The organism is Mesorhizobium sp. Pch-S (genome assembly GCF_004136315.1).
Taxonomy (GTDB): Bacteria; Pseudomonadota; Alphaproteobacteria; order Rhizobiales; family Rhizobiaceae; genus Mesorhizobium.
The window spans coordinates 5,421,508-5,444,440 of the sequence record NZ_CP029562.1 but is presented as its reverse complement, the minus strand read 5'-3'; the positions used below and the strand labels follow the sequence as shown (position 1 = coordinate 5,444,440).

Annotated in this window: 21 protein-coding genes and 1 pseudogene; 10 read left to right on the top strand and 12 right to left on the bottom strand. The window is 61.5% G+C overall.

The features are described 5' to 3' along the window. Positions 1 to 18: 18 nt before the first annotated feature. Positions 19 to 654, top strand: a complete 636-nt coding sequence (locus C1M53_RS25445) for a TetR/AcrR family transcriptional regulator (protein WP_129414759.1) — start codon at positions 19 to 21, stop codon at positions 652 to 654. 96 nt (positions 655 to 750) lie between these two features. On the opposite strand, the gene C1M53_RS25440 is transcribed toward C1M53_RS25445, so the two are convergent. Further along, positions 751 to 1,563: a class I SAM-dependent methyltransferase gene (locus tag C1M53_RS25440; RefSeq protein WP_129414758.1), complete on the bottom strand. Its 813-nt coding sequence runs from the start codon at positions 1,561 to 1,563 to the stop codon at positions 751 to 753. 270 nt (positions 1,564 to 1,833) lie between these two features. Between C1M53_RS25440 and groES the strand changes: the two genes are divergently transcribed. From groES to C1M53_RS25425, 3 genes are all read left to right on the top strand, one after another. Further along, positions 1,834 to 2,130 carry a co-chaperone GroES gene (gene groES, locus C1M53_RS25435; RefSeq protein ID WP_019173599.1) on the top strand — a complete coding sequence of 99 codons (297 nt, stop codon included), beginning with the start codon at positions 1,834 to 1,836 and terminating at the stop codon, positions 2,128 to 2,130. Positions 2,131 to 2,193: 63 nt separating this feature from the next. After that, on the top strand, positions 2,194 to 3,834 hold the full coding sequence (groL, locus tag C1M53_RS25430) for a chaperonin GroEL (RefSeq protein ID WP_129414757.1): 1,641 nt from the start codon (positions 2,194 to 2,196) through the stop codon (positions 3,832 to 3,834). Positions 3,835 to 4,042: 208 nt separating this feature from the next. Next, positions 4,043 to 4,999: an aminoglycoside phosphotransferase family protein gene (locus C1M53_RS25425; RefSeq protein WP_129414756.1), complete on the top strand. Its 957-nt coding sequence runs from the start codon at positions 4,043 to 4,045 to the stop codon at positions 4,997 to 4,999. On the opposite strand, the gene C1M53_RS32565 is transcribed toward C1M53_RS25425, so the two are convergent. The 4 genes and pseudogenes from C1M53_RS32565 to C1M53_RS25405 all read right to left on the bottom strand — a co-directional run bounded on the left by C1M53_RS32565 (position 4,981) and on the right by C1M53_RS25405 (position 9,269). Continuing rightward, positions 4,981 to 6,195, bottom strand: coding sequence for a HAMP domain-containing sensor histidine kinase (locus C1M53_RS32565; RefSeq protein ID WP_348630060.1), 1,215 nt, complete (start codon positions 6,193 to 6,195; stop codon positions 4,981 to 4,983). The genes C1M53_RS25425 and C1M53_RS32565 overlap by 19 nt on opposite strands. Positions 6,196 to 6,346: 151 nt before the next feature. After that, positions 6,347 to 7,023 (bottom strand): annotated as a pseudogene (locus C1M53_RS25415) (winged helix-turn-helix domain-containing protein). Positions 7,024 to 7,330: 307 nt separating this feature from the next. Beyond that, entirely contained in the window at positions 7,331 to 8,461 is a 1,131-nt protein-coding gene (locus C1M53_RS25410) for a metallophosphoesterase (protein ID WP_129414754.1), read from the bottom strand. A gap of 55 nt (positions 8,462 to 8,516) precedes the next feature. Beyond that, positions 8,517 to 9,269, bottom strand: coding sequence for a DeoR/GlpR family DNA-binding transcription regulator (locus C1M53_RS25405; protein WP_129414753.1), 753 nt, complete (start codon positions 9,267 to 9,269; stop codon positions 8,517 to 8,519). A gap of 110 nt (positions 9,270 to 9,379) precedes the next feature. On the opposite strand from C1M53_RS25405, the gene C1M53_RS25400 reads away from it, so the two are divergent. The 4 genes from C1M53_RS25400 to C1M53_RS25385 all read left to right on the top strand — a co-directional run bounded on the left by C1M53_RS25400 (position 9,380) and on the right by C1M53_RS25385 (position 12,384). Beyond that, positions 9,380 to 9,736, top strand: a complete 357-nt coding sequence (locus C1M53_RS25400; RefSeq protein ID WP_129414752.1) for a DUF4406 domain-containing protein — start codon at positions 9,380 to 9,382, stop codon at positions 9,734 to 9,736. A 138-nt stretch (positions 9,737 to 9,874) separates the two neighbouring features. Beyond that, positions 9,875 to 11,272, top strand: coding sequence for a class II fumarate hydratase (fumC, locus tag C1M53_RS25395; protein ID WP_129414751.1), 1,398 nt, complete (start codon positions 9,875 to 9,877; stop codon positions 11,270 to 11,272). Positions 11,273 to 11,386: 114 nt separating this feature from the next. Then, positions 11,387 to 11,806 (top strand): DoxX family protein, encoded by a 420-nt coding sequence (locus C1M53_RS25390; RefSeq protein WP_129414750.1) that lies wholly within the window; start codon positions 11,387 to 11,389, stop codon positions 11,804 to 11,806. 179 nt (positions 11,807 to 11,985) lie between these two features. Then, positions 11,986 to 12,384 (top strand): DoxX family protein, encoded by a 399-nt coding sequence (locus C1M53_RS25385; protein ID WP_129414749.1) that lies wholly within the window; start codon positions 11,986 to 11,988, stop codon positions 12,382 to 12,384. A 6-nt stretch (positions 12,385 to 12,390) separates the two neighbouring features. Here the strand turns inward: C1M53_RS25385 and ppx are convergent, their stop codons facing one another. Beyond that, entirely contained in the window at positions 12,391 to 13,926 is a 1,536-nt protein-coding gene (gene ppx, locus C1M53_RS25380; RefSeq protein WP_129414748.1) for an exopolyphosphatase, read from the bottom strand. After that, complete coding sequence (locus C1M53_RS25375; RefSeq protein ID WP_129414747.1) at positions 13,926 to 16,121, bottom strand: RNA degradosome polyphosphate kinase; 2,196 nt, start codon at positions 16,119 to 16,121, stop codon at positions 13,926 to 13,928. Before C1M53_RS25375 ends, ppx begins: the two co-directional genes overlap by 1 nt. A gap of 145 nt (positions 16,122 to 16,266) precedes the next feature. Here C1M53_RS25375 and C1M53_RS25370 point away from each other — a divergent pair, with 145 nt between their 5' ends. Both C1M53_RS25370 and C1M53_RS25365 read left to right on the top strand, forming a co-directional pair. Then, complete coding sequence (locus C1M53_RS25370) at positions 16,267 to 16,512, top strand: zinc-finger domain-containing protein (protein ID WP_054311070.1); 246 nt, start codon at positions 16,267 to 16,269, stop codon at positions 16,510 to 16,512. 24 nt (positions 16,513 to 16,536) lie between these two features. After that, positions 16,537 to 17,769 (top strand): FAD-dependent monooxygenase, encoded by a 1,233-nt coding sequence (locus tag C1M53_RS25365; RefSeq protein WP_129416365.1) that lies wholly within the window; start codon positions 16,537 to 16,539, stop codon positions 17,767 to 17,769. Between the two features lie 9 nt (positions 17,770 to 17,778). On the opposite strand, the gene C1M53_RS25360 is transcribed toward C1M53_RS25365, so the two are convergent. The 5 genes from C1M53_RS25360 to C1M53_RS25340 form a co-directional block, all read right to left on the bottom strand. Continuing rightward, positions 17,779 to 18,453 (bottom strand): TIGR02117 family protein, encoded by a 675-nt coding sequence (locus C1M53_RS25360; RefSeq protein ID WP_129414746.1) that lies wholly within the window; start codon positions 18,451 to 18,453, stop codon positions 17,779 to 17,781. Positions 18,454 to 18,559: 106 nt separating this feature from the next. Next, positions 18,560 to 19,363 (bottom strand): amino acid ABC transporter ATP-binding protein, encoded by an 804-nt coding sequence (locus tag C1M53_RS25355; protein ID WP_129414745.1) that lies wholly within the window; start codon positions 19,361 to 19,363, stop codon positions 18,560 to 18,562. Between the two features lie 44 nt (positions 19,364 to 19,407). Continuing rightward, complete coding sequence (locus C1M53_RS25350) at positions 19,408 to 20,565, bottom strand: amino acid ABC transporter permease (protein ID WP_129414744.1); 1,158 nt, start codon at positions 20,563 to 20,565, stop codon at positions 19,408 to 19,410. A 4-nt stretch (positions 20,566 to 20,569) separates the two neighbouring features. Then, the gene (locus C1M53_RS25345; protein WP_129414743.1) at positions 20,570 to 21,757 is read right to left on the bottom strand and encodes an amino acid ABC transporter permease; all 1,188 of its coding nucleotides are present in this window, start codon (positions 21,755 to 21,757) and stop codon (positions 20,570 to 20,572) included. A 62-nt stretch (positions 21,758 to 21,819) separates the two neighbouring features. Then, complete coding sequence (locus C1M53_RS25340; protein WP_129414742.1) at positions 21,820 to 22,851, bottom strand: amino acid ABC transporter substrate-binding protein; 1,032 nt, start codon at positions 22,849 to 22,851, stop codon at positions 21,820 to 21,822. Positions 22,852 to 22,933: the final 82 nt, after the last annotated feature.

Below are 22,933 nucleotides of genomic sequence, written 5' to 3'. Positions count from 1 at the left end.
AGTGTGGACAGCCGGCTCATGAAACAGGCCAAGCGTACAGCCGCCGGATCACAGTTGCGCCGGCGACCGAAACAGGAGCGCAGCCGGGAGCGCATCGATGCCATCCTGGCCACAGCCAAGCGACTGATCGGCGAAAAAGGCATCGACGCCGTTACCATGAAGGAAGTTGGCGCGCTGGCCGGCGGACCGATTGCCACCGTCTATCACTACTTCCCGAACAAATCGGCGATCCTGGCCACGCTTTATGAGCGCTTCTCCGAGGTGACGCGAGCGCGACAGCAGGAGATTGCGGCAGACATCGACGGGCTGGAGAGCATGATCGCGGCTTCAGACAGGATGCTCGACGACTATTACGAACGCGTTGCCGGAGACCCGGCCATCCAGGACCTCCAAAACGCCATCCAGGCCGACAAGGCACTGCAGAACCTCGACATCGCCGAAACGCATCATCAGGCCGATGTCTTCTGCGACCAGCTCGTGCACCTGCTGAAGCCGGAGCGGCGCGAGGCATTTCGGCGCCTGGTGTTCCTGTTCTTTCAGCTTGCGGGTGGCGTCGTTCGGCTGGCGCTGACGCAGGACAAGGCGGCGGGACAACGCACGATCGAAGACTACAAGTCGATCATCCATGGCCAGTTGCGCACATTTTTCGACTAGGGCAATTCCAGGAAAAAGTATGTTTCCGCGGAAGACGGACATGCCCTGATCGTGCCTCGCTTTTGGGCACGCCCCTCGGAACTGAAATACCGGGAATCAGGCCATGGCTAAAATGATGTGGGCCTGGATCTTTGCGACGATCTCACCCTGCCCGTGTTTTTCCGCAATTGCCCTTGCGACATAGTCGGTCGCAGCATCCAGTTTTCCCGCATCCCTGGCCTCGATCTCGGTCCTCAGCACGGTGCCCTTGCAGTAGGCGACAGCCGGTAGCATCGGCGAGGATGCGCGGCTCTGTTCTGCCCTCGTATCGATCTCGATGTGAGAAAACCCTGCGTTCTCCACGTCGCTACGGATCAGTTCCCTGTCGTGATAGCCGTGCGGCGTGCGTGCCAGGAAACGCGGCGGATCGTTTGGAAAGACTTCAGCGAGAGCATTCGTCACTTCATTTGCCAGGACATTCTCCTCGATGCGATCCCATACGCTGAACAGGAAATGCCCGCCGGGCTTTAGCACCCGTTTCGCTTCGCCATAGGCCGCCACGCGGTCGGGAAAGAACATCGCCCCGAACTGACAGCAAACGAGATCGAAGGCGGCATCCTCGAAGGGCAGCGCCAGAGCATCTGCCTGCCGCCATGTGACACGGTGGTCTGGCTCCTGCCTGGAGGCAGCGTAGTCCAGCATCGGCTGATTGAGGTCGGTCACCACATATTTTGCGTCAGGAGACAATCGTGGCGCCAACGCGCGGGTGACCACTCCGGTACCGGCAGCGATTTCCAGAACGGCGCCGGGCGAGAAGGAAACAACGCGTCGCGCAAGATCCCCGGCATATGGCTCGAAAATCAATGGCACCATATGGCGATCATAGTTCTCGGGTATAGAGCCCGCGAAGACCTGGTCCGCTTTGAGCATGGCCATCACCCGCCGTTCATGGATGCCGTGAGATTAGCATATTTTGCCCCAGCAGGATCGGTGTGGCCGGAGAGCATCCTCCAGAGACTGGAGCAGCCAGGATAAAACGCCAATTTCATGCGGCCAGATGCCGCGCTGCACCTTGACTCTCACCATGGGCGGGATTATCTCACCGCCACGTTAGCACTCACCCACAGAGAGTGCTAACCGAAGGTCCGGCAGGGCCGGACGGAGGAAATTCTTTCTCACCTTTCGCACCGAGGAAATCAAATGGCAAAGTCGAAGTTCCGCCCGCTTCATGACCGCGTGGTCGTTCGCCGGGTTGAATCCGAAGAAAAGACGGCTGGCGGGATCATCATCCCGGACACCGCCAAGGAAAAGCCGCAGGAAGGCGAAGTCATCGCCGTCGGCTCGGGCGCTCGTGACGAGGCCGGCAAGCTGGTTCCGCTGGATGTCAAGGCTGGCGACCGCGTCCTGTTCGGCAAGTGGTCGGGCACCGAAGTGAAGCTCAATGGTGAAGACCTTCTGATCATGAAGGAATCCGACATCATGGGCATCATCGGCTGATCATCCGCCGTTCATCCGCACCATCCAATCTTGATTTCGGGCGCTTAAGCCCAGGAGTAAAAAATGGCTGCTAAAGAAGTAAAATTCTCCCGTGATGCCCGCGAGCGCATGCTGCGCGGCGTCAACATCCTCGCCGACGCGGTGAAGGTCACCCTCGGCCCGAAGGGCCGCAACGTCGTCATCGACAAGTCGTTCGGCGCCCCGCGCATCACCAAGGACGGCGTCACCGTCGCCAAGGAAATCGAGCTTGAGGACAAGTTCGAGAACATGGGCGCCCAGATGGTCCGCGAAGTCGCTTCGAAGACCAACGACATCGCCGGCGACGGCACCACGACCGCAACGGTTCTCGCCCAGGCGATCGTGCAGGAAGGCGCCAAGTCGGTTGCCGCCGGCATGAACCCGATGGACCTGAAGCGTGGTATCGACCTCGCCGTGGTTGAAGTCGTTGCCGCCCTCGGCAAGGCTTCGAAGAAGATCAAGACCTCCGAGGAAGTCGCGCAGGTCGGCACCATCTCGGCCAACGGCGACGAGTCGGTCGGCAAGATGATCGCCGAGGCGATGCAGAAGGTCGGCAACGAAGGCGTCATCACGGTTGAAGAAGCCAAGACCGCCGAGACCGAGCTGGAAGTCGTCGAAGGCATGCAGTTCGACCGCGGCTACCTGTCGCCCTACTTCATCACCAACCCGGACAAGATGATCGCCGAGCTTGAGGACGCTTACATCCTCCTGCACGAGAAGAAGCTGTCCAACCTCCAGGCCATGCTCCCGGTTCTCGAAGCCGTCGTGCAGACCTCCAAGCCGCTCCTCATCATCTCGGAAGACGTCGAAGGCGAGGCTCTGGCCACGCTGGTCGTCAACAAGCTGCGTGGCGGCCTGAAGATCGCTGCCGTCAAGGCTCCGGGCTTCGGCGATCGCCGTAAGGCCATGCTGGAAGACATCGCTATCCTCACCGGTGGCCAGGTCATCTCGGAAGACCTCGGCATCAAGCTTGAAAGCGTGACGCTCAACATGCTCGGCCGGGCCAAGAAGGTCCGCATCGAGAAGGAGAACACCACGATCGTCGACGGCGCCGGCAAGAAGGCCGAGATTCAGGGCCGTGTTGCCCAGATCAAGCAGCAGATCGAAGAGACCACTTCGGACTACGACCGTGAGAAGCTCCAGGAGCGTCTCGCCAAGCTGGCTGGCGGCGTTGCCGTTATCCGCGTCGGCGGTGCGACCGAAGTGGAAGTGAAGGAAAAGAAGGACCGCGTTGACGACGCTCTGAACGCCACCCGCGCTGCGGTGGAAGAAGGCATCGTTGCTGGCGGCGGCGTCGCCCTGCTGCGCGCCACCCAGGCCATCAAGTCGGCCGGCATCAATGCCGACCAGGCTGCTGGCATCGCGATCGTCCGTCGTGCCCTTCAGGCTCCGATCCGTCAGATCGCCTCGAACGCAGGCGCTGAAGCTTCGATCGTCGCCGGCAAGGTGCTCGAGAACAAGGGCGCGACCTACGGCTACAACGCTCAGACCGGCGAATACGGCGACATGATCGCCTTTGGTATCGTCGATCCGGTCAAGGTGGTCCGTACCGCCCTGCAGGACGCCGCTTCGGTTGCAGGCCTGCTGGTCACCACCGAGGCCATGATCGCCGAAGCTCCGAAGAAGGACGCTCCGGCCCCGGCCATGCCTGGCGGCATGGGCGGCATGGGCGGCATGGACTTCTAAGTCCGGCCAACCGGCTCAAGCTTGTGAAGGGCGGCAGCAATGCCGCCCTTTTTCTTTGACACGGTCGTTTCAATCACGGATTTTCGGCATTCCCGACATCGGGACAATTTTCACGATCCGCTGGTAAGTCCCGGCAACGACATGGTTTTTTAACGAAGTCCGTCTACGGCTACCCTTCTCAGGCAACATCCGGGAAAGGGCGGCAGAAATGTCGCCCTTTCTTCTTCTGCGAAGGTCCCAACACGCATCGAGGCTAGCCTTGTCGGAGACATCCGAGATCACGGTCGAGATTGATACGACGCTGGTACGGCGGCTGATCGGCACGCAGTTTCCACAGTGGGCGCATCTGCCGATCCGCAAGGTCGAACCCGGCGGCTGGGACAACCGCACCTTCCTGCTGGGCGATGAAATGAGCGTGCGCCTGCCGAGCGCCGTCGGCTATGCCGCGCAAGTGGCAAGGGAACAGCATTGGCTGCCGAAGCTGGCATCGCACCTGCCCTTGCCGATCCCGGCACCCCTCGCCCTGGGCGAGCCTGGCGAAGGCTATCCCTGGCCATGGTCTGTCTATGGCTGGTTGGAAGGCGAGACGGCGACGGACGGGCGCATCGGCGACCTCGACGAGTTCGCCGTTGACCTGGCCGGCTTCCTGACGGCACTCCATCGCATCGACGCCATCGACGGACCGGCAGCCGGACCGCAGAACTACTTCCGCGGCGGCTCCCTTGCCGTCTATGACGACCAGACCCGCGAGGCCTTTCGCCTGCTTGACGGCCGGATCGACACGAAGACGGCACGTACGCTCTGGGAAGAGGCCCTCGCTACGCGGTGGCGACATGCGCCGGTCTGGGTGCATGGCGACATTGCATGGGGCAACCTCCTGGTGAAGGATGGCAACCTTTGCGCGGTCATCGACTTCGGCAGTTCAGCGGTTGGCGATCCCGCCTGCGACCTGGCGATTGCGTGGACGCTGTTTCAAAACGGAAGCCGTCGTGCCTTCCGCCAGGCCCTGCCACTCGACACCGGCACCTGGGCGCGCGGCCGCGCCTGGACCTTGTGGAAGGCGATGATCACGGTTTCGGGTCAGATCAGCCGAAGCGCCGAGGAGATCCGTTTGTCTGAACGGGTCATCGATGCCGTTCTGGCGGATCATCGGGCCGAAAGCTGACCCGTCAGGATCGGGAAGACAACGACTGCAGCAATGCCCGGATTGCGCGGCTGCATCGAAACGGCGGCGCCGTGCAGGTCAGCGATTGCCTTGACCAGGCTCAGTCCCAGGCCGGTTCCCGGTGTCGAGCGGCTCTTGTCCAGCCGGTAGAGGCGCCGAAAAACCTTCTCCTGCTCTTCACTGGGGATGCCCGGGCCGTTGTCGCGCACCTCGGCGACAAGACTATCGGCCTGTCGGTTCGCTGAAATTTCGATCCGCGTCCCTTCCGGGGTGTGGCGGATGGCGTTTTCGATCAGGTTGGCGAAGAGCTGGGTCAGCAGTTCGCGGTCGCCGGTGATCATATCGCCAGCTATGCAATTTTCGATAAGCAGTACCTTGCCGTCATCCTTGGCGACTTCGGCGTAGATATCCGCAACCGATGCCACCACCTCGGTGAGGTCGAGCTGAACGAAACGTGCCCTGCGTGCGCCCGCTTCGATCTGCGCGATCCGCAGCAATGCATCGAACGTCTCGTTGATCTGCGTGCTTTCTGCACGGGCTTCGGCGAGATCCGGCGAAACATCCACCCGCTTGCCCGCCTTGTCAGCAGCGCCGTCAAGGATCATGTGCAGGCGGTTGAGCGGTGTTTTCAGGTCATGAGCAATATCGCTGCTGACTTGCCGCATGCCCTCCACCAGCGAACCGAGCCGGTCGAGCGCAGCATTGATCTGTATCGAGACCCCATCGATGTCGTCATCGCGGCCGAGCTGCGGAATACGGGCCTCGAGCTTGCCTTGCGAGACGGCCACCATCGTATCGCCAATCGCATCCAGCCGGCGCTGCACGCGGGATGCCAGGAATGCGCCACCGGCAATGGCAAGGCCAGCGACAATCGCAGCAGCCCAGACAAAGCTCGCCAGCAGCAGGCTTTCCAGCTCTTCCGTTTCCTTGAAACTCTGTGCGACGGTGAGGTTGGTCGAGCCGACCTTGCCCGAATAGGCCCTGTATGGTGCTGTCTCGGGGAAACCCGGAGTGCCTTCCGGCACGATGGCAAACCCCTCGGGCAGATCGATCGCTGAAAGGTTACCCGCCAGACTCTCACCTTGCGCGCCGGTCAGGGAGATCAGCTGGTCATTGCCCGCATTGCCGACGGCGTGGCTGTTAACAGCGATGATGAGGTCGTCGACGTCGCTCTCGGCATAGGTCGTCGCGATCATCGAATAGGCTTGCCGGACGGAATCATCGAGACGCCGATCAAGGTTCGCGCTCATCGTCTGGTAGACGATGCCACCGGTCAGCAGGAAGGCGAGAATAACGAAGGCCGAGAAGGCCAGCGCCAGCCGGAATGGCGTCGAGCGCAGCAGACTTTCAACGGGACGCATAGAGGCTGTAGCCGGTGTTCCGGACGGTATGGAGCAATGGCACCGTGAAGGGGCGGTCGATCTTGGCGCGCAGACGGCTGACATGATTTCGACCACGCTGGTCTTGGGATCGAAATGAAAGTCCCAGACCCGCTCCAGCAGCATGGTGCGGGTGATCACCCTGCCCTCGCCGCGCATCAGAACCTCCAGGAGCCGGAACTCACGCGGCTGCAGCTCGATGGACTGTCCCTGCCGCGCCACATGACGCTTGACCAGATCCATTTCGAGGTCAGCCACCTTGAGCACGGTCTTCTGCTCCTGCACCGGCGGACGGCGACCGAGCGCCTGCAGGCGCGCCAGAAGCTCAGAAAAGGCGAAGGGTTTCACCAGATAGTCGTCTGCACCCGCCTGCAATCCCTCGACCCGATCATCCACCCCTCCTACCGAGGTCAGGAAAATCACCGGCGTCATGACGCCCGCGGCACGCAGCGATTTCACGACGGAAAGCCCGTCGAGCCCCGGCGTCATGCGATCGACGACGAAGACGTCATAGGCTTCGCGGGTTGCCTGGAACAGTGCGTCACGGCCGTCGGCCAGGTGGTCACAGATATGCCCGGCCTCGTTCAGTCCCTTGGCGACGAAGGCCGCCGTTTTCTTGTCGTCCTCCAGCATAAGGATGCGCATGCGTTCAGACCCAGTTTGGAAAGCCGCAGCTGGTCGCGATCCGGCACGCAAAGGAACCATCACCGCGCAGCCATCGGCGCGACGATGAGGTGGCAGGGCTTTATGATAAAATGATGGAGCGCTGCGGTCCTTATCATGGCAAGGCAGCCTGCCTGTTTCATAGAAAGCCTTGTGTGCAGCCACTGTGCCCAACGGAGCAGGCTGGCTCAGGAAGCAGGCATAATGGCTATGTCTCGCCGCCGCCTGCCCGTCACCTTACGGATTGGCGAGATTTTTCGACCTTCTGCGGCGGGAATGTCATCGATCCTCAGCCTTGCCAACGACGCGCCAACGCATTTGTGAACATCACATTGCCAATGTCATCAGTCGCCTCGCCTAGCGCCACATCCATGCCGGCATTGGTGATCCTCACCAGCGCGAAGCCGCCCATGAAGCTGGCCTTCGGCTTGACGATATCCAGCCCGTCCCGCTGATAGATCATCGGCGTTTCGTGCTGGTGACCGTGAAAGACGGCGACGACGTTGTAGCCTTTGATAGCCGCCAGCAGCGCTTCACGATCCTCATCGTTCCACCAGTGCGGCGCACCGGAGCCGTCGTCATCGAAGGTGGATTTCTGCGGATCCCAGCGTTCGAGTGAAAAACTGTCCCAACCGTAGTGCTGGAACAACACCACGGGCCTTCCGTCCGCTGCGTTGGCCGCAAGGTTGCGTTTCAGCCATGGCAGGCTGCTTGCGGCGCCGAACGCCGTGTCGCCCCCGAAGCGATGCAATTGCACCAGATGCAGCCCGCCCCAGTCCCAGGAGTAGCAATCGGAGGCGACATCATAGTCGGCGACCGAAACCGGCGGCTTGAAGAACACTCCGGCACGATGATTGACCTCGACATAGTCGCGCAGTTCACGTCGGTACCAGTCGGCGTGGGGTGGTGGCCCATTCTGGTCGAGGTCGTGATTGCCGAGGCCGACATAGACCGGCACGTTCACGCGATCCGGCCCGATACCCTGTTGGTAGCGCTGGCTGAACTGGAGCAGTTGGGTGCCTTCGCTTGGTTGCGTCACCTGGCCGCCGCCATCATCGGTCATGTCACCACCGACGATGATACCCAGCGGCGTACCGATCCGGCTGCCGGCGGAGCGCAGAGCAGAGCCAACACCATTGATCTCGGCCGGCCATGACTTGTCTCCAATACCGTTCAGCGCCGCGATATGGCGCAGCAGCGCCGCATCGGTCTTGCCCTCCTGCAGGCAATTGGGGCTGAGCCCGCTGGCCATGCGGCAGGCATGGATATCGGCGATGAACAGGAACGTGGCATCGACTGGCGGCACGCCTGCAGCCGCCTGACCTTGGACAAGGCCAGGCGCGATCATGTTTGCACCCGCGGCTCCAATGCCGGCAAGCAGTGCACGGCGCGATATCGGGAATGGAAGCTGGCCGGCCATGGCGCTTACTTCAGCATGCCGCCCACACTCTCGTCCAGCTGGCACAAGACTGACCTCATGCCCGGACGACCGCAAGCCCCCGTGCCACCAGCGGTGCCGTCATCGCCTCCGGCGTATCCCTCGCGACGATCAGCGTCGTGACATCTTCGAGCGGAGCCACAAGGCAAGGCGACACCGCCCCGAGTTTTTCTGTCGTCGCCAGGACAACCGTCTCGGCGGCCCGGCTGATCAACGCGCGTTTGATCGCCGCTTCCTCGATATCGCCCGTCGTCAGTGCCTCCTCGGCGTGCACGCCGGTTACCCCGAGGAACAAAAGGTCGGCACGAATGCGCGCAATTCCTTCAATTGCCAGCGCCCCGACGGCAACCATCGAATGCCGGAACAGTTTTCCGCCGATCAGAACGATCTCGGCGGCATGCCCCTCCAGCGCGACGGCGATCTCCGGACTATGGGTGATCGCGGTGAAACGAAGGTCACGTGGTACGTGGCGAACGATCTCCAGATTGGTGGTGCCTCCGTCGAAAATGACTGTTCGACCGGGTTCGATCCTTTCGGCGGCCTTGCGCCCGAGCGTGGCCTTGGCCTCGACAGCCATCCCCCTGCGGACGGGCAGCGCCGCTGTTGTCGGCGAAGCCGGCAGCGCACCGCCATGCACGCGCTGCAACAGACCTTCAGCCGCGAGTTCGCGCAGGTCGCGCCGGATCGTGTCCTCGGAAATCGCCAGATCCTGGCTGAGCCGTTTGGCCACCACCTCGCCGTCACGCTCCAGAAGCTCGAGGATCAGTAGCTTGCGTTGGCTGGTCAGCATTTTTTACCTGCCTGATATTTCATAATATTGCACGAATCTGCACGAAAATGTATGAAAAACTCTTTACTCGTGCACATTCAGAATTTGTCATGACAGAAAGGGGAAAACCAGTGCTGATCCTCATCGCTGGTCCTTATCGCTCAGGAACCAATGACGATCCCGACAAGATGGCCGCCAATCTGGATCGCCTGGAAAGCGTCGCGGTACCGCTGTTCAGGGCCGGCCACATCCCGATGATCGGGGAATGGGTGGCACTGCCGCTTGGAAAGCAGGCCGGATCGACCGGCGTGTCCGACCCGATTTATGATGAATTTGCCTATCCCGTCGCCGAACGCCTGCTGCGCCATTGCGATGCGGTGCTGCGCCTGCCCGGCGCCTCGAAGGGCGCGGACGAAGACGTCCGTCTGGCGCGCGAGCGTGGCCTGCCGGTGTATTTCGATCTCTCCGAAGTGCCCTCTGCCGCTTGAAGCGCCGCTGTAAAACACCCGTCATGAATGCGCGGTTCAGCTTCAACCGATTTGGTTTCGGATGCCGCGCATTCTTCGCTTGAAGCGTATTGTGCAACGCGATAGGCCCTTGCCACCATATCAGATTGGAGTGAGGCCGTGAGCGCTGACAAGACCAGAACCGAAACCGATACGTTCGGCCCGATCGAAGTGGCCAGCGATCGCTACTGGGGTGCACAGGCGCAGCGTTCGCTCGGCAATTTCAAGATCGGCTGGGAAAAGCAGCCGCTTTCGGTGGTGAGGGCGCTCGGCATTGTCAAACGCGCCGCGGCGGAAGCCAACATGGAACTGGGCCGCCTCGACCCTGCACTTGGCAAGACCATCATCGAAGCCGCGCAGGAAGTGATCGACGGCAAGCTCAATGATCATTTCCCGCTCGTCGTCTGGCAGACGGGCTCGGGCACGCAATCCAACATGAACGCCAATGAGGTGATCTCGAACCGGGCGATAGAACTGCTCGGTGGCACGATGGGCTCCAAGAAGCCGGTGCACCCGAACGATCACGTCAACATGAGCCAGTCGTCGAACGACACCTATCCAACCGCGATGCACATCGCCTGCGCCGAACGCATCGTGCACGATCTTCTGCCGGCCCTGAAGCATCTGCACGCCGCGCTCGATGCCAAGGCAAAAGCCTTTGACCACATCGTCAAGATCGGCCGCACCCATACGCAGGACGCCACACCGCTGACGCTCGGCCAGGAGTTCGGCGGTTACGCCGCTCAGGTTGCCTCCTCCATCAAACGCATCGAGCTGACGCTGCCCGGCCTGCAGGAGCTTGCGCAGGGCGGCACAGCTGTCGGCACCGGCCTCAACGCCCCTATCGGCTTCGCCGAAAAGGTCGCGACAAACATCGCCAAGATCACCGGCATCGCCTTCACCTCGGCTCCAAACAAGTTCGAGGCACTCGCCGCCCACGATTCCATGGTGTTCTCGCACGGTGCCATCAACGCGACCGCGGCGGCCCTGTTCAAGATCGCCAACGACATCCGTTTCCTCGGGTCCGGCCCGCGCTCGGGTCTGGGCGAGCTGTCCTTGCCGGAAAACGAGCCTGGATCCTCGATCATGCCCGGCAAGGTCAATCCGACCCAGTGCGAAGCGCTGACCCAGGTCTGCGTGCAGGTGTTCGGCAACAATGCTGCCCTCACCTTCGCCGGTAGCCAGGGCCATTTCGAGCTCAACGTCTACAATCCGCTGATGGCCTACAACTTCCTGCAGTCGGTGCAGCTGCTATCCGACGCAGCAGTCTCGTTCACCGACAACTGCGTGGTCGGCATCGAGGCTCGCGAGGACAACATCAAGGCGGCGCTCGAACGCTCGCTCATGCTGGTCACAGCCCTGGCGCCGACGATCGGCTACGACAATGCCGCCAAGATCGCCAAGACCGCGCACAAGAACGGCACCACGTTGCGCGAGGAGGCCGTCGGCGGCGGCTATGTCAGCGACGCCGACTTCGACCGCCTCGTCAAGCCGGAAGACATGACGCACCCCGGATAACACCGCGAACCTGTGAACGATGTGTTGCCGGACAACCGTCTTTAGTGAACGCTGAAATTGCGCTACCTTGATGGTGTTGCGTTCCCGGGGGGACGCTTGCCATTGGAGGGTACCTTGTCCGTCAACTCATCCGCCACTTCCGGCGTTACCTCAAACGCTTCGGCTGTCATTCTTGTCAGCCGCATCTTCCTGTCCATCCTGTTCATTCTGGCCGGTTACGCGAAGCTAACCGATCTGGCCGGCACTGCTGGCTTCTTTGGCAGCCTTGGTCTGCCGGTTCCATCCGTCACCGCCGTCGTTGTCGGTCTGGTGGAGCTGGTCGGCGGCCTGGCCATCCTGGTCGGCTTCCAAACCCGCATCGCTGCGATTGTCCTTGCCATCTTCGTTCTCGGCGCAACGGCAGCCGCGCATCTCGATTTCTCGCAGCCGCTCAACCCGCTGATGCTGCAGAAGAACCTCGCCATCACCGGCGGCTTCCTGTTGCTCGCGCTGATCGGCGCCGGCGCCTATTCGATCGACGGCCGTCGCGGCTAATCGATCCACGAAGCAGAAACCGAAGGGCGTGGATGAACTCCGCGCCCTTTTTCGTTGTCAGAACGTTTCCATTTTTGTCTTCCCGCAAACCGCGACACGCTCGCTGGAATTGATCTGGTGTCTGCATGCCTGCAACCGATGTAAACTGCATCAGCGGCACCTCTGATGGGAGGCACGACATGCAAACCAATCTTCTTCTGCTTCTGTCCCGGCTTTTGCTGGCAGCCTTGTTTGTACCTGCCGGTATCCAGACGCTTGGCGACATAGGCGGTGCGACGCGTTATTTCAGCGGTCTGGGCCTGCCCTCGCCGCAGCTTGCGGCCTGGGGAGTCGGTCTGTTCGAGCTGATTGCCGGACTTGCCATCCTGGCTGGCTTCCGAACCCGTATCACCGCCGCCTTGCTTGGCGCATTTTGTCTGGTCGCCGGTTATCTTGGCCATTATGGCCAGGGTGATGATCCCACACTCGCTTTCCTGCACACACAGATGCTGATGAAGGATATCGCCATTGCAGGCGGCTTCCTGGCACTCGCCGCTGCGGGCGCAGGTGGTTATTCGATAGACGCATTGAAGCGCTAGGCGCGGCTACTTGGCGCTCACGCTCGGGCCGCCATCCACCGCCAGGAAGAGCCGGCGGTTGGTGATCTTGGCAAGTTGCGCCAAACGCCCCGCCGGACGCTCTCCGTAGAGACCGGCAAGGTCGGCCGGGATGACCAGCGCGAGCGCGCCATTGCCACGGTTCTCCCAGCGCAGGCGCGGCATCACGCCAGGCATCGATGCCGTGAGCAGGTAGACGACACGCATCATGCCGGCCAGGATACGCGCCCGCTCCAGGTAGCGTGGCGTCGCCAGTGCCTTGATCTCAGGCGCAATGCTCTCGTTGAACACGCCGTCATGGCGATAGGCATTGGCCAGGGCGAGGAATGCCCGGCCCGGATGGTCGACGCCGATGAAGGAGGCGTGCGCGATGATGTTGAGCGATTGGCGGCCACGATATTCAGGATGCGCGCGCCAGCCGATATCGGCGAGCAGGCAGGCGGCCCGGCGATAGCGCGCCTCATCGACGGTTTCCTCGATCCCGAACGCCTCGAACGACTTCCCGGTCCAGTCGACCAGCTCGTGCGCGTGGGTCACCGAACGCGAACGCAGCCGGGCCAGTTCCTCGGCCGCCGAGATCAGCGGATCGGCCTTGCGCTCGACCTCGTCGAGCAGCGAATAGAGATAGCCTTCGCGCACGCCGATCGCCGACACGACGATCTTCGATGGCTGCATCGCGCCGAGGATTTCCTGCAGCACGATAGCGCCATAGGGCAGCAGCGACCGGCGGTTCTTCGACACACCTTCGATGCCTTTGACCTTTTCCACGTCACCCTTGCCGACCTGCCTGAGAAAAGCCAGCGCACTTTCCACGCCGATCTCATAGTGATGCATGACACCAAGCGGATAGTTGTTCATCTCCATATGGAGACGCGCCAGGTTTCGCCAGGTACCGCCAACGGCGTAGAAGGCCCTGCCCTGGCCGCCCTTGAGCAGCTTGGCCTTGGCCAGCTGCGTCTTGGCAATGCGTGTCGCTTGCGCCAGCGAATTCTTGGCCATGTCCTGAAGTCGCAGGCCACCGAGCGGCAACGTGATGCCGTCTCCGATCACTTCCCCGTTGATGTCGATCAGTTCCAGGCTGCCACCGCCAAGGTCGCCAGCGATGCCGTTGGCCGGATGAAAGCCGGAAATGACGCCGAGCGCCGAATAATAGGCTTCCTGGCGGCCGCTCAGCACATGGATGTCGGTACCGAGAACCTGTTCGGCGCGATGGATGAAATCCGGACCGTTGACAGCCTCGCGTGCGGCTGCAGTGGCCAGCACATACATGCGTTCCGCGCCGGCCTGTTCGGACAGAGCCCGGAAACGGCGGAATTCCTCCATCGAGCGCGTCACCGCTTCGGGATCCAGCTTGCCCGTCGAAACGATGCCACGACCAAGGCCGGCCAGCATCTTCTCGTTGAACAGCACGGTCGGCGAGCGCGCCAGCCCCTCATAGACGACGAGGCGGATCGAGTTCGAGCCGATATCGATGATCGACAGCGGGCGGCGGTCCTGCAGCCGCCCCTGGGAAGCGGCCATCATCAGCCGGCCATGTCCTTCTTGCGGCGCTTGAACTGCGCGATGCGCTTCGGCGCATGCGACTTCAAGGCATCGCCCCGTCCCGACAGGCTAGGATTGGTCATGAAATATTCCTGCGCGTTGAACGGCTCTTCGCCCTCATCAGGCACAAGGCGCCGCGAGGTACCGTCGGCCAATACTTCGAAACTTTGCTGGTTGTCCATGATGTTGCCCAGCATGATCTGGCCAAGGATCTGCTCATGCACAGTTGGATTGGTGATCGGCACCATGCATTCGACGCGACGATCGAGGTTGCGCGGCATCAGGTCTGCCGACGAGATGTAGACGACGGCGTCATCGGACGGCAGTCCATGTCCGTTGCCGAAGCAGTAGATGCGGCTGTGCTCGAGGAAGCGGCCGATGATCGACTTCACGCGGATGTTCTCGGAAAGTCCCGGAACCTGTGGCCTCAGACAACAGATGCCGCGCACGACGAGATCGATTTCCACTCCTGCACGGCTGGCATCGTAGAGCGCGTCGATGATGGTCGGGTCGACCAGCGAGTTCATCTTCATCCAGATGCGCGCTGGTTTGCCATTGTGTGCGTGTTCGATCTCTTCCTTGATATGATCCAGGATGCGGCTGCGCAGCGTGTAGGGAGACAGCGCAAGACGCATCTCGCCGGTCGGCTCGGCGTAACCGGTGATGAAGTTGAAGATCTGCGCGACATCGCGGGCAATGCGTGCGTCGGTCGTGAAGAAGGACAGATCGGTATAGATGCGCGCCGTGATCGGATGGTAGTTGCCCGTGCCAAGGTGCACGTAGTTGCGCAGCCTGCCGTCTTCACGCCGCACCACCAGTGACATCTTGGCATGGGTCTTCAGTTCGAGGAAACCGAACACGACCTGCACGCCGGCGCGCTCGAGGTCGCGCGCCCAGCGGATGTTGGCCTCCTCGTCGAAACGCGCCTTCAATTCGACCAGCGCAGTCACCGACTTGCCAGCCTCCGCGGCATCAGCCAGCGCGCGCACGATCGGGCTGTCGTTGGAGGTGCGATAGAGTGTCTGCTTGATGGCGACGACTTCAGGATCCGCCGCTGCCTGGCGCAGGAACTGCACCACGACGTCGAATGATTCATACGGGTGATGGACGACGATGTCCTTCTCGCGGATGGCGGCGAAACAGTCGCCGCCATGTTCGCGGATGCGTTCCGGAAAGCGCGGATTGTATGGCACGAACTTCAGGTCGTCGCGGGCGATGGAGACGATCTCGGAAATCTGGCTGAGCGCCAGTGGCCCTGTCAAAACGCTGATCCGGCTCGACGAGACGCCAAGTTCGCCCGCAACGAACTCGCGCAGCTCTTCCGGCATCAGATTGTCGAACTCGATACGGATCACCGAGCCGCGGCGGCGGCGCTTCAACGCCGTCTCGAACAGCCGCACGAGATCCTCGGACTCCTCTTCCACCTCGATATCGCTGTCGCGGATGATGCGGAACGTGCCGGAACCTGTGACCTCATAGCCCGGGAAAAGCTTGCCGATATAGAGGCCGACCACCGCCTCGAGCGGAATGAAACGCACATGGCCCTTGCGATCCGGCAGGCGGATGTAGCGTTTCAGGGCCTGCGGCAAACGCAGCAGCGCGCTCATCGTCTCACCGTTCTTGCGATGACGCAGCTGCAGGGCGATCGAAAAGCCGAGATTGGGAATGAATGGGAACGGGTGTGCAGGGTCGATCGACAGCGGCGTCAGCACCGGGAAGACCTGTTCCTGGAAATGTTCCTCCAGCCAGATCCTTTCATCCTTGGTCAGCACATCGCCGGCGACCGTTTCGATGCCCTCCTTGTTGAGCAGCGCCATCAACGCCGACAGGCTCTTCTGCTGATCCTCCTGCAGGCGCTCCACTTCGCGCAGCAACTGCTCGAGCTGCTGCTCCGGCGTGCGCCCATCCGGGCTTTTCAGCACGATGCCTTCGCGTACCTGCCCCGCAAGGCCGGCGACACGCACCATGAAGAACTCATCCAGATTGGCAGCGGAGATCGACAGGAAGCGGACGCGCTCGAGCAGCGGATGGTGCGCGTTGAGCGATTCCTCCAGCACACGGCGGTTGAATTGCAGCCAGGAGAACTCGCGATTGACGAAGCGGTCAGGATTTCCGCCCTCGACGCTTGCCGTTTCGACATTGATGAAGTCGGCCTGGACCGGCTTGAGCTCGTTCATGTCCGCCTTTCTCTCCAGCGAGTCACACCGGTTAACCGGCTCAATTTATCCTGTGACAGGGTTTTGCGACAGTTTCATTTCATCGAACTTGCAAAGAACACAGATATGCTTCAAACGCATGTCGTACGCGCTGAAGGAGACGATGATGGCCGGCGGTTCCATTCCCCATTTCCAGAACGATGCGGGCCATCCGGCAATCGAGATCGGCGTACGCGAATTCATGTGCGTTGGTGCCAACCCGCCCTTCGATCACCCGCACGTCTTTCTCGATCTCGGCAGCGACGACGAGAAGGTCTGCCCCTACTGCTCGACCCTTTATCGCTATTCGGCCAAGCTGAAAGCGACCGAAACGGTCCCGGCAGGCTGCCTCTACGTCGATCGCGCCGCCTGATCTTCCGATCGTCCGGTCATGACCATGGATACGCGGTCTCGCCCGGTCGTGATCGCGGGTGGCGGCATTGCCGGACTGACAGCCGCGCTCGCCTTCGCGCAGCGCGGCTTCGCGGTCGAAATTTATGAACAGGCACCGCGCCTCGAAACCGTCGGCGCGGGTATCCAGCTCTCCCCGAACGCGACACGGATCCTGGCAAGCCTCGACGTGCTGGAGCGGTTGCTGCCGATGGCAGTCAGGCCGGAAGCCGTTGCGCTCAAGGACGCGGCCAGTCTGAAGGAACGCGCGCGCGTCCCGCTTGGTGCCTTCGCCGAACAGCGCTGGCAGGCGCCTTATCTCACAGCCCACCGCGCCGATGTACAGGCGGCGCTGGTTGCGCGAGTGGCCGAAACGGCGGGCATTCGGCTGATCACCGGCGCGACGCTCACGGACATCGGCACCTCCCCTGAAAACCTTGTCGGCACCTTCGATCAAGAGGGAACAGAGGTTCGGCCAATCGGCTCATTGCTGATCGGTGCGGATGGCGTCTGGTCAAAAGTCAGGGAACTGCCAGGACTTGCCGGCAAAAGCCGTTTCACCGGCGAGCTCGCCTGGCGTATTACCATTGCCGCGGACAGTACTGCCGGCAGGACCTTTGCTTCCGTCGGCGCAGCCGGCTGTGTCACCGCTTTCCTGCATTCCGGTTTTCATCTCATTGCCTATCCGGTCAGCGCGGGAGCGGCGATCAACCTGGTGGCCTTCACCAAAGGCGAGCGCATTGCCGAGGGCTGGTCCGGTCATGCCGATCCTGCAATCCTGACCGGAGCGCTGAAAGGCGCGGCCCCTGCGCTGGAGAGACTGATTGCGGAAGCGGGAACCTGGCTGGCCTGGCCGCTGCATGCGGTCGACCAGAAACAGTCATGGACACTGCCGCAAGGCGTTGCCCTGATTGGCGATGCGGCACACGCCATGACACCTTTTGCAGCACAGGGCGCGGGCATGGCGATCGAGGATGCCGCCACGCTTGCCGCGTGCATTGCCGAATCCCCGGCCAGCATCGCCCATGCGCTGGCAACCTGGGAACAACAGCGCAAGCCGCGCGTAGCCAAGGTGGCGCGACGCGGCGCACTCAACCATCTCGCCTGGCATGCGACGGGTCCGGTGGCACTGGCGCGCAATCTTGTGCTGGCTTTGCGTCCGCAGCACCGCCTCGCCTCGGATCTCGACTGGCTTTACGGCTGGCATATGCCGGATACGGGCGCCGCTCGCAAAGCCTGACGGCCCCATTCACTGCCGATTGTAGAGTTGCATCGAAAGGTTCAGCGACCACGGCAACGGGTTCCACCAGCCCGTCTTGAGCCCGGCCACCCGCAGGGCCTTGGCCGTCCAGGTATTGCAGCCGACAAGCGCGTTGAAGGCACCTTCGGCCTCGTAGAATCCGTCGCTGGTGGAGTAGCCGGCATCCGGAATGAATTTCGGCCGGTCCGCCTGCCGCGAGAAGCTTGAGTCTATGAAGTCCAGCAGCGCCGTGAACCGCGCTTCGCTGATGTCATAACCAGCCACGGCCGGATGCTGCTCGGGGATGGCACCTGCGATATCGACATGCATTGCAGCGGCGTCAACCGTTAGCGCCTTGAACACCGGCGCTGCTTTCAGTTGCGACCAGGTCGGCGTTTCGAGATAGAAGGCCCGGCCTCCCCAACCGAAGATGAGGTAGCGTACGCCCTCCTCATTTGCCGGGATGCCGTCTTCGGCAAGGAAGCGGAAGCGTTCCAGGACCGCCGCATCGAGCGGAACGGCAATGTCGGTATGGATGGGATTGCTGATGACGTAGATGCGGCGCGTGAGCGGGCCTTCATCCGCATCTGTCGACCAAAGCGGCCTTGGCACAACCGTACCCAGGACGGCAATGCCGGCGACCAGAGCCACAACACGGAGAACCAGGCGAAAGGCTCTTCTCATCTCGATGTCCCGCAGCAACCACCACCCATGGGCAACCCTTTTGCCGGCCCAAGCAAAAGGCCCCGCCTTGCGACGGGGCCTTTTTCGAAAATTGCAGGCAGCGCGATCAGTGCAGGATCTGGCTGAGGAAGAGCTTTGTGCGCTCGTGACGGGGATGATCGAAGAACTCCACCGGCGTGTTCTCTTCCACGATCTGGCCCTGATCCATGAAGATCACGCGGTTGGCCACCTTGCGCGCGAAACCCATCTCGTGCGTCACGCACAGCATCGTCATGCCCTCTTCGGCAAGACCGACCATCGTTTCCAGAACCTCCTTGATCATTTCCGGATCCAGCGCCGACGTCGGCTCATCGAACAGCATGATGCGCGGGTTCATGCACAGCGAACGTGCGATCGCCACGCGCTGCTGCTGGCCACCCGACAGCTGGCCCGGATATTTGTGTGCCTGCTCCGGGATCTTGACCCGCTTCAGGAAATGCATGGCGGTCTCTTCCGCCTGCTTCTTCGGGATCTTGCGCACCCAGATCGGCGCCAGCGTGCAGTTCTCAAGGATCGTCAGGTGCGGGAACAGGTTGAAGTGCTGGAACACCATGCCGACCTCGCGGCGCACTTCATCGATCTTCTTCAGATCGTTGGTCAGTTCCTTGCCGTCGACGATGATCTTGCCCTTCTGGTGCTCTTCCAGACGGTTGATGCAACGGATCATCGTCGATTTGCCCGAGCCCGAAGGACCACAGATGACGATGCGCTCGCCGCGCATCACCTTCAGGTTGATGTCCTTCAGCACATGGAACTCGCCATACCACTTGTGCATGCCGACGATTTCGATCGCTACGTCGGTATCCGACACATGCATCTTCTTGGTGTTGACGCTCAGCTCTTCCGCGCTGACTGCATTCTCAGAGGCCATAAGCCATTTTCCCCTTGTTGATTCTTACGCTACCCGGCTTGCGGTCAGCGCTTGTAGCCAGTGTCTAGCCGGCGTTCCATGAACATAGAATAGCGGGACATGCCGAAGCAGAACAGCCAGAATACCACCGCAGCGAAAATAAGCCCCGACGCAGGTGTCTGCGGCGATGCCCATGAAGCGTCGGAGAAATTCTGGCGCACGATCGCCAACAGGTCGAACATCGAGATGATGTAGACCAGGCTGGTGTCCTTGAACATGCCGATGAACGTGTTGACGATACCCGGAATGACCAGCTTCAGCGCCTGTGGCAGCACGATGAAATACATCTTCTGCCAGTAGCTCAGCCCGAGCGAATCGGCACCCTCGTACTGTCCCTTCGGGATCGCCTGGAGGCCGCCGCGCACCACCTCGGCCATATAGGCCGCGGCAAACAGCGAAACGCCGATCAGAGCGCGAAGGAACTTGTCGAAGGTCACGCCTGCCGGCAGGAACAACGGCAGCATGACGCTGGCCATGAACAGCACCGTGATAAGCGGGATACCGCGGATCGTCTCGATGAAGACGACGCAGATCATCTTGACGACGGGCATCTTGGAGCGCCGGCCAAGTGCCAGCAGGATGCCAAGCGGCAATGAGACGACAATGCCGACAAAGGACAGCGTCAGCGTCACCAGCAGGCCGCCCCACAACGGCGTCTCGACATGGGGCAGGCCGAACATGCCACCCACCAGCAGGACGAACGCCACGATCGGCAGGACCAGGAAGAACAGCACCGCATTGAGCCCCTTGTGCGGAATACGCGGGATCAAAAGCGGCGCAAGCAAAGCGACAAACAGGATGCCGACCAGGATCGGCCGCCAGCGTTCTTCCAGCGGATAGCGTCCAAACATGAACTGGCCGAACTTGGCGTTGACGAAAGCCCAGCAGGCGCCGGACCAGCCATCGGGCTGGACGCCTCCCTGTGCCACGGTCGCGCACACCGTGCGATCAGCCCCTGTCCATTGCGCCTGGACGAAGGCCCAGTCGATGATCGGCGGCAGGACCATGGCGAGCAGCACCAGCCCGAGAAGGGTCAGGACGGTGTCACCAACCGAGGCAAAAAGGTTCTTGCGGACCCAGGCAACGAGCCCGCGCTCTCCCGCAGGCGCAGGCATCGCCTGCGCCATCTCGGTACGAACCCAGGAAAGATCAGTCTGTGTCATGACCTTACCTTTCCACCAGTGCCATCTTGGCATTGACCACGTTCATGATGGCCGACGTCAGCAGGCTGAGACCGAGATAGACCGCCATCATGATGATGATGGGTTCAATCGCCTGGCCCGTCTGGTTGAGCACGGTTCCAGCGATGGCAGTCAGATCGGGATAGCCGATCGCGATTGCCAGCGACGAATTCTTGGTCAGGTTGAGATACTGGCTGGTCAGCGGCGGAATGACGATACGCATCGCCTGAGGAACAACGACGAGGCGAAGGATCGGACCTGAGCGCAATCCGAGCGCTCCCGCGGCTTCTGTCTGCCCCCTGCTCACGCCGCGAATGCCGGCACGCACGATCTCGGCGATAAAGGACGCGGTATAGAAGGACAGCGCCAGGTAAAGCGACAGGAATTCCGGCTTGACCTGGAAGCCGCCGGTCAGGTTGAAGGTCGACTTCTTCGGCAGGTCGAAGGAAAGCGGAAAGCCGCTGGCGACATAGGCGAGCAACGGCAGCCCGACGATCAGCGCGACCGAGGTCCAGAACACCGGAAATTGCTGGCCGGTTGCCATCTGCCTCTGGCGCGCCCTGCGCGCCACGAACCATGACATGGCGATGCCAAGCACAAAGGCCAGCAGGATCAGCCACGCCCCCTCACCCCAGACAGCGCGCGGGAAGTAGAACCCGCGGCTGTTCACGTAGGAACCGAACGGCAATTCGATGCTGTCGCGCGGCAATGGCAGCACTGACAGCACGCCGAAATACCAGAAGAAGATGACCAGTAGCGGCGGGATGTTGCGAAACACCTCGACATAGACCGTGCAGATCTTGCGGATCAGCCAGTTGTTGGAGAGCCGGCCGATACCGACCATGAAACCGATGATGGTTGCCGTGATGATGCCGGCAAGGGCCACGATCGCCGTGTTGATCAGGCCGACAAGGATGGCACGGCCATATGTGTTGTCCGAGGAATAGGCTATGGCGCTGTCGGCGATATCGAAGCCGGCGCGTCCCTTTAGAAACGCGAAGCCGGACGCGATACGCAGGCGCTGAAGGTTTTCGATGGTGTTGTCGACAATCCACCAGATAAGCAGGATCAACGTCAGGGCGGCCACGACCTGGACGAAGATGCTGCGAACTCTCGGGTCATTGATCAAGGAGCCGCGAGTGGGCTCCTCGCGAAGAACTTCCTGCGATGCCATGGGTCAATCCCCTGAATGAGAAACCGGGAGGCAGCATGCTGCCTCCCGGACGATGTTCTCGATCAGCGGATCGGCGGAGCGTATTGCAGGCCGCCCTTCGTCCAGAGGCCATTGAGGCCGCGCGCAATCTTGAGCGGGCTGCCGGCGCCGACATTGCGCTCGAACATTTCGCCGTAATTGCCGACGGACTTGACGATGTTGACGACCCAGTCGTTGGTAACGCCGAGGTCGGTGCCAAGCTTGGTGTCGGCTTCCTGGCCGAGCACGCGCTTCACTTCAGGGCCACCCGAAGCCTTCAGTTCGTCGACATTGGCCTGGGTGATGCCAAGCTCTTCAGCTTGCAGCAGCGCGAAATAGGTCCACTTGACGATGTGGTACCACTGGTCGTCACCCTGGCGGACGGCCGGTCCAAGCGGCTCCTTGGAGATGATTTCCGGAAGCACGACATGGTCGGCCGGCGACGACAGCGTCAGGCGAATGCCGTAGAGGCCGGACTGGTCGGTGGTATAAGCGTCGCAGCGGCCGGAATCATAGGCCGCATTGGCTTCCTCGACCTTCTCGAAGACGACCGGATTGTACTCCATCTTGTTCGCCTTGAAGTAGTCGGCGAGGTTGAGTTCGGTGGTCGTGCCGGACTGCACGCAAACCGCAGCGCCCGAAAGCTGGAGTGCGGAGTTGACGCCCGGCAGCTTCTTGGCGTTCACCATGAAGCCCTGGCCATCATAATAGGTGACGCCGGCGAAGTTCAGGCCGAGCGCGGTGTCGCGGTTGATCGTCCAGGTTGTGTTGCGCGACAGAAGATCGATTTCGCCCGACTGCAGGGCGGTAAAACGTTCCTTGGCGGACAGCGGCGTAAACTTGACCTTAGTGCCGTCGCCGAAGACGGCAGCTGCAACCGCGCGACAGAAATCAGCGTCCAGACCCTTCCATTCGCCCTTGTCGTCCGGCGACGAGAAGCCCGAGAGGCCGGTATTGACGCCGCACTGGACAAAACCCTTGGCCTTGACGGCCTCAAGAGTGCTTGCAGCCGAAGCAGCGGACGCCATCAGACCCATCGTCGCCGCTGCCAGAATGCCGATTGCAATGTGTTTCATAACCCTCAGACCCTTTTTCGGTTGTTTGGGCGCATTGCCCGATTTTTTGTGCGAACCCCACCAGCCATCCCGGCCCACTTCC

Excerpts from the sequence above, each read along its gene's own strand:
- C1M53_RS25445 (WP_129414759.1), top strand. The coding sequence starts at position 19 with ATGAAACAGGCCAAGCGTACAGCCGCCGGATCACAGTTGCGCCGGCGA.
- groL (WP_129414757.1), top strand. The coding sequence starts at position 2,194 with ATGGCTGCTAAAGAAGTAAAATTCTCCCGTGATGCCCGCGAGCGCATG.
- C1M53_RS25355 (WP_129414745.1), bottom strand. The coding sequence starts at position 19,363 with ATGGCCTCTGAGAATGCAGTCAGCGCGGAAGAGCTGAGCGTCAACACC.
- C1M53_RS25405 (WP_129414753.1), bottom strand. The coding sequence starts at position 9,269 with ATGCTGACCAGCCAACGCAAGCTACTGATCCTCGAGCTTCTGGAGCGT.
- ppx (WP_129414748.1), bottom strand. The coding sequence starts at position 13,926 with ATGATGGCCGCTTCCCAGGGGCGGCTGCAGGACCGCCGCCCGCTGTCG.
- C1M53_RS25370 (WP_054311070.1), top strand. The coding sequence starts at position 16,267 with ATGGCCGGCGGTTCCATTCCCCATTTCCAGAACGATGCGGGCCATCCG.
- C1M53_RS25360 (WP_129414746.1), bottom strand. The coding sequence starts at position 18,453 with ATGAGAAGAGCCTTTCGCCTGGTTCTCCGTGTTGTGGCTCTGGTCGCC.
- C1M53_RS25350 (WP_129414744.1), bottom strand. The coding sequence starts at position 20,565 with ATGACACAGACTGATCTTTCCTGGGTTCGTACCGAGATGGCGCAGGCG.
- C1M53_RS25345 (WP_129414743.1), bottom strand. The coding sequence starts at position 21,757 with ATGGCATCGCAGGAAGTTCTTCGCGAGGAGCCCACTCGCGGCTCCTTG.
- C1M53_RS25340 (WP_129414742.1), bottom strand. The coding sequence starts at position 22,851 with ATGAAACACATTGCAATCGGCATTCTGGCAGCGGCGACGATGGGTCTG.
- C1M53_RS25375 (WP_129414747.1), bottom strand. The coding sequence starts at position 16,121 with ATGAACGAGCTCAAGCCGGTCCAGGCCGACTTCATCAATGTCGAAACG.
- C1M53_RS25440 (WP_129414758.1), bottom strand. The coding sequence starts at position 1,563 with ATGCTCAAAGCGGACCAGGTCTTCGCGGGCTCTATACCCGAGAACTAT.
- C1M53_RS32565 (WP_348630060.1), bottom strand. The coding sequence starts at position 6,195 with ATGATCGCGACGACCTATGCCGAGAGCGACGTCGACGACCTCATCATC.
- C1M53_RS25385 (WP_129414749.1), top strand. The coding sequence starts at position 11,986 with ATGCAAACCAATCTTCTTCTGCTTCTGTCCCGGCTTTTGCTGGCAGCC.
- C1M53_RS25425 (WP_129414756.1), top strand. The coding sequence starts at position 4,043 with ATGTCGCCCTTTCTTCTTCTGCGAAGGTCCCAACACGCATCGAGGCTA.
- C1M53_RS25365 (WP_129416365.1), top strand. The coding sequence starts at position 16,537 with ATGGATACGCGGTCTCGCCCGGTCGTGATCGCGGGTGGCGGCATTGCC.
- groES (WP_019173599.1), top strand. The coding sequence starts at position 1,834 with ATGGCAAAGTCGAAGTTCCGCCCGCTTCATGACCGCGTGGTCGTTCGC.
- C1M53_RS25410 (WP_129414754.1), bottom strand. The coding sequence starts at position 8,461 with ATGGCCGGCCAGCTTCCATTCCCGATATCGCGCCGTGCACTGCTTGCC.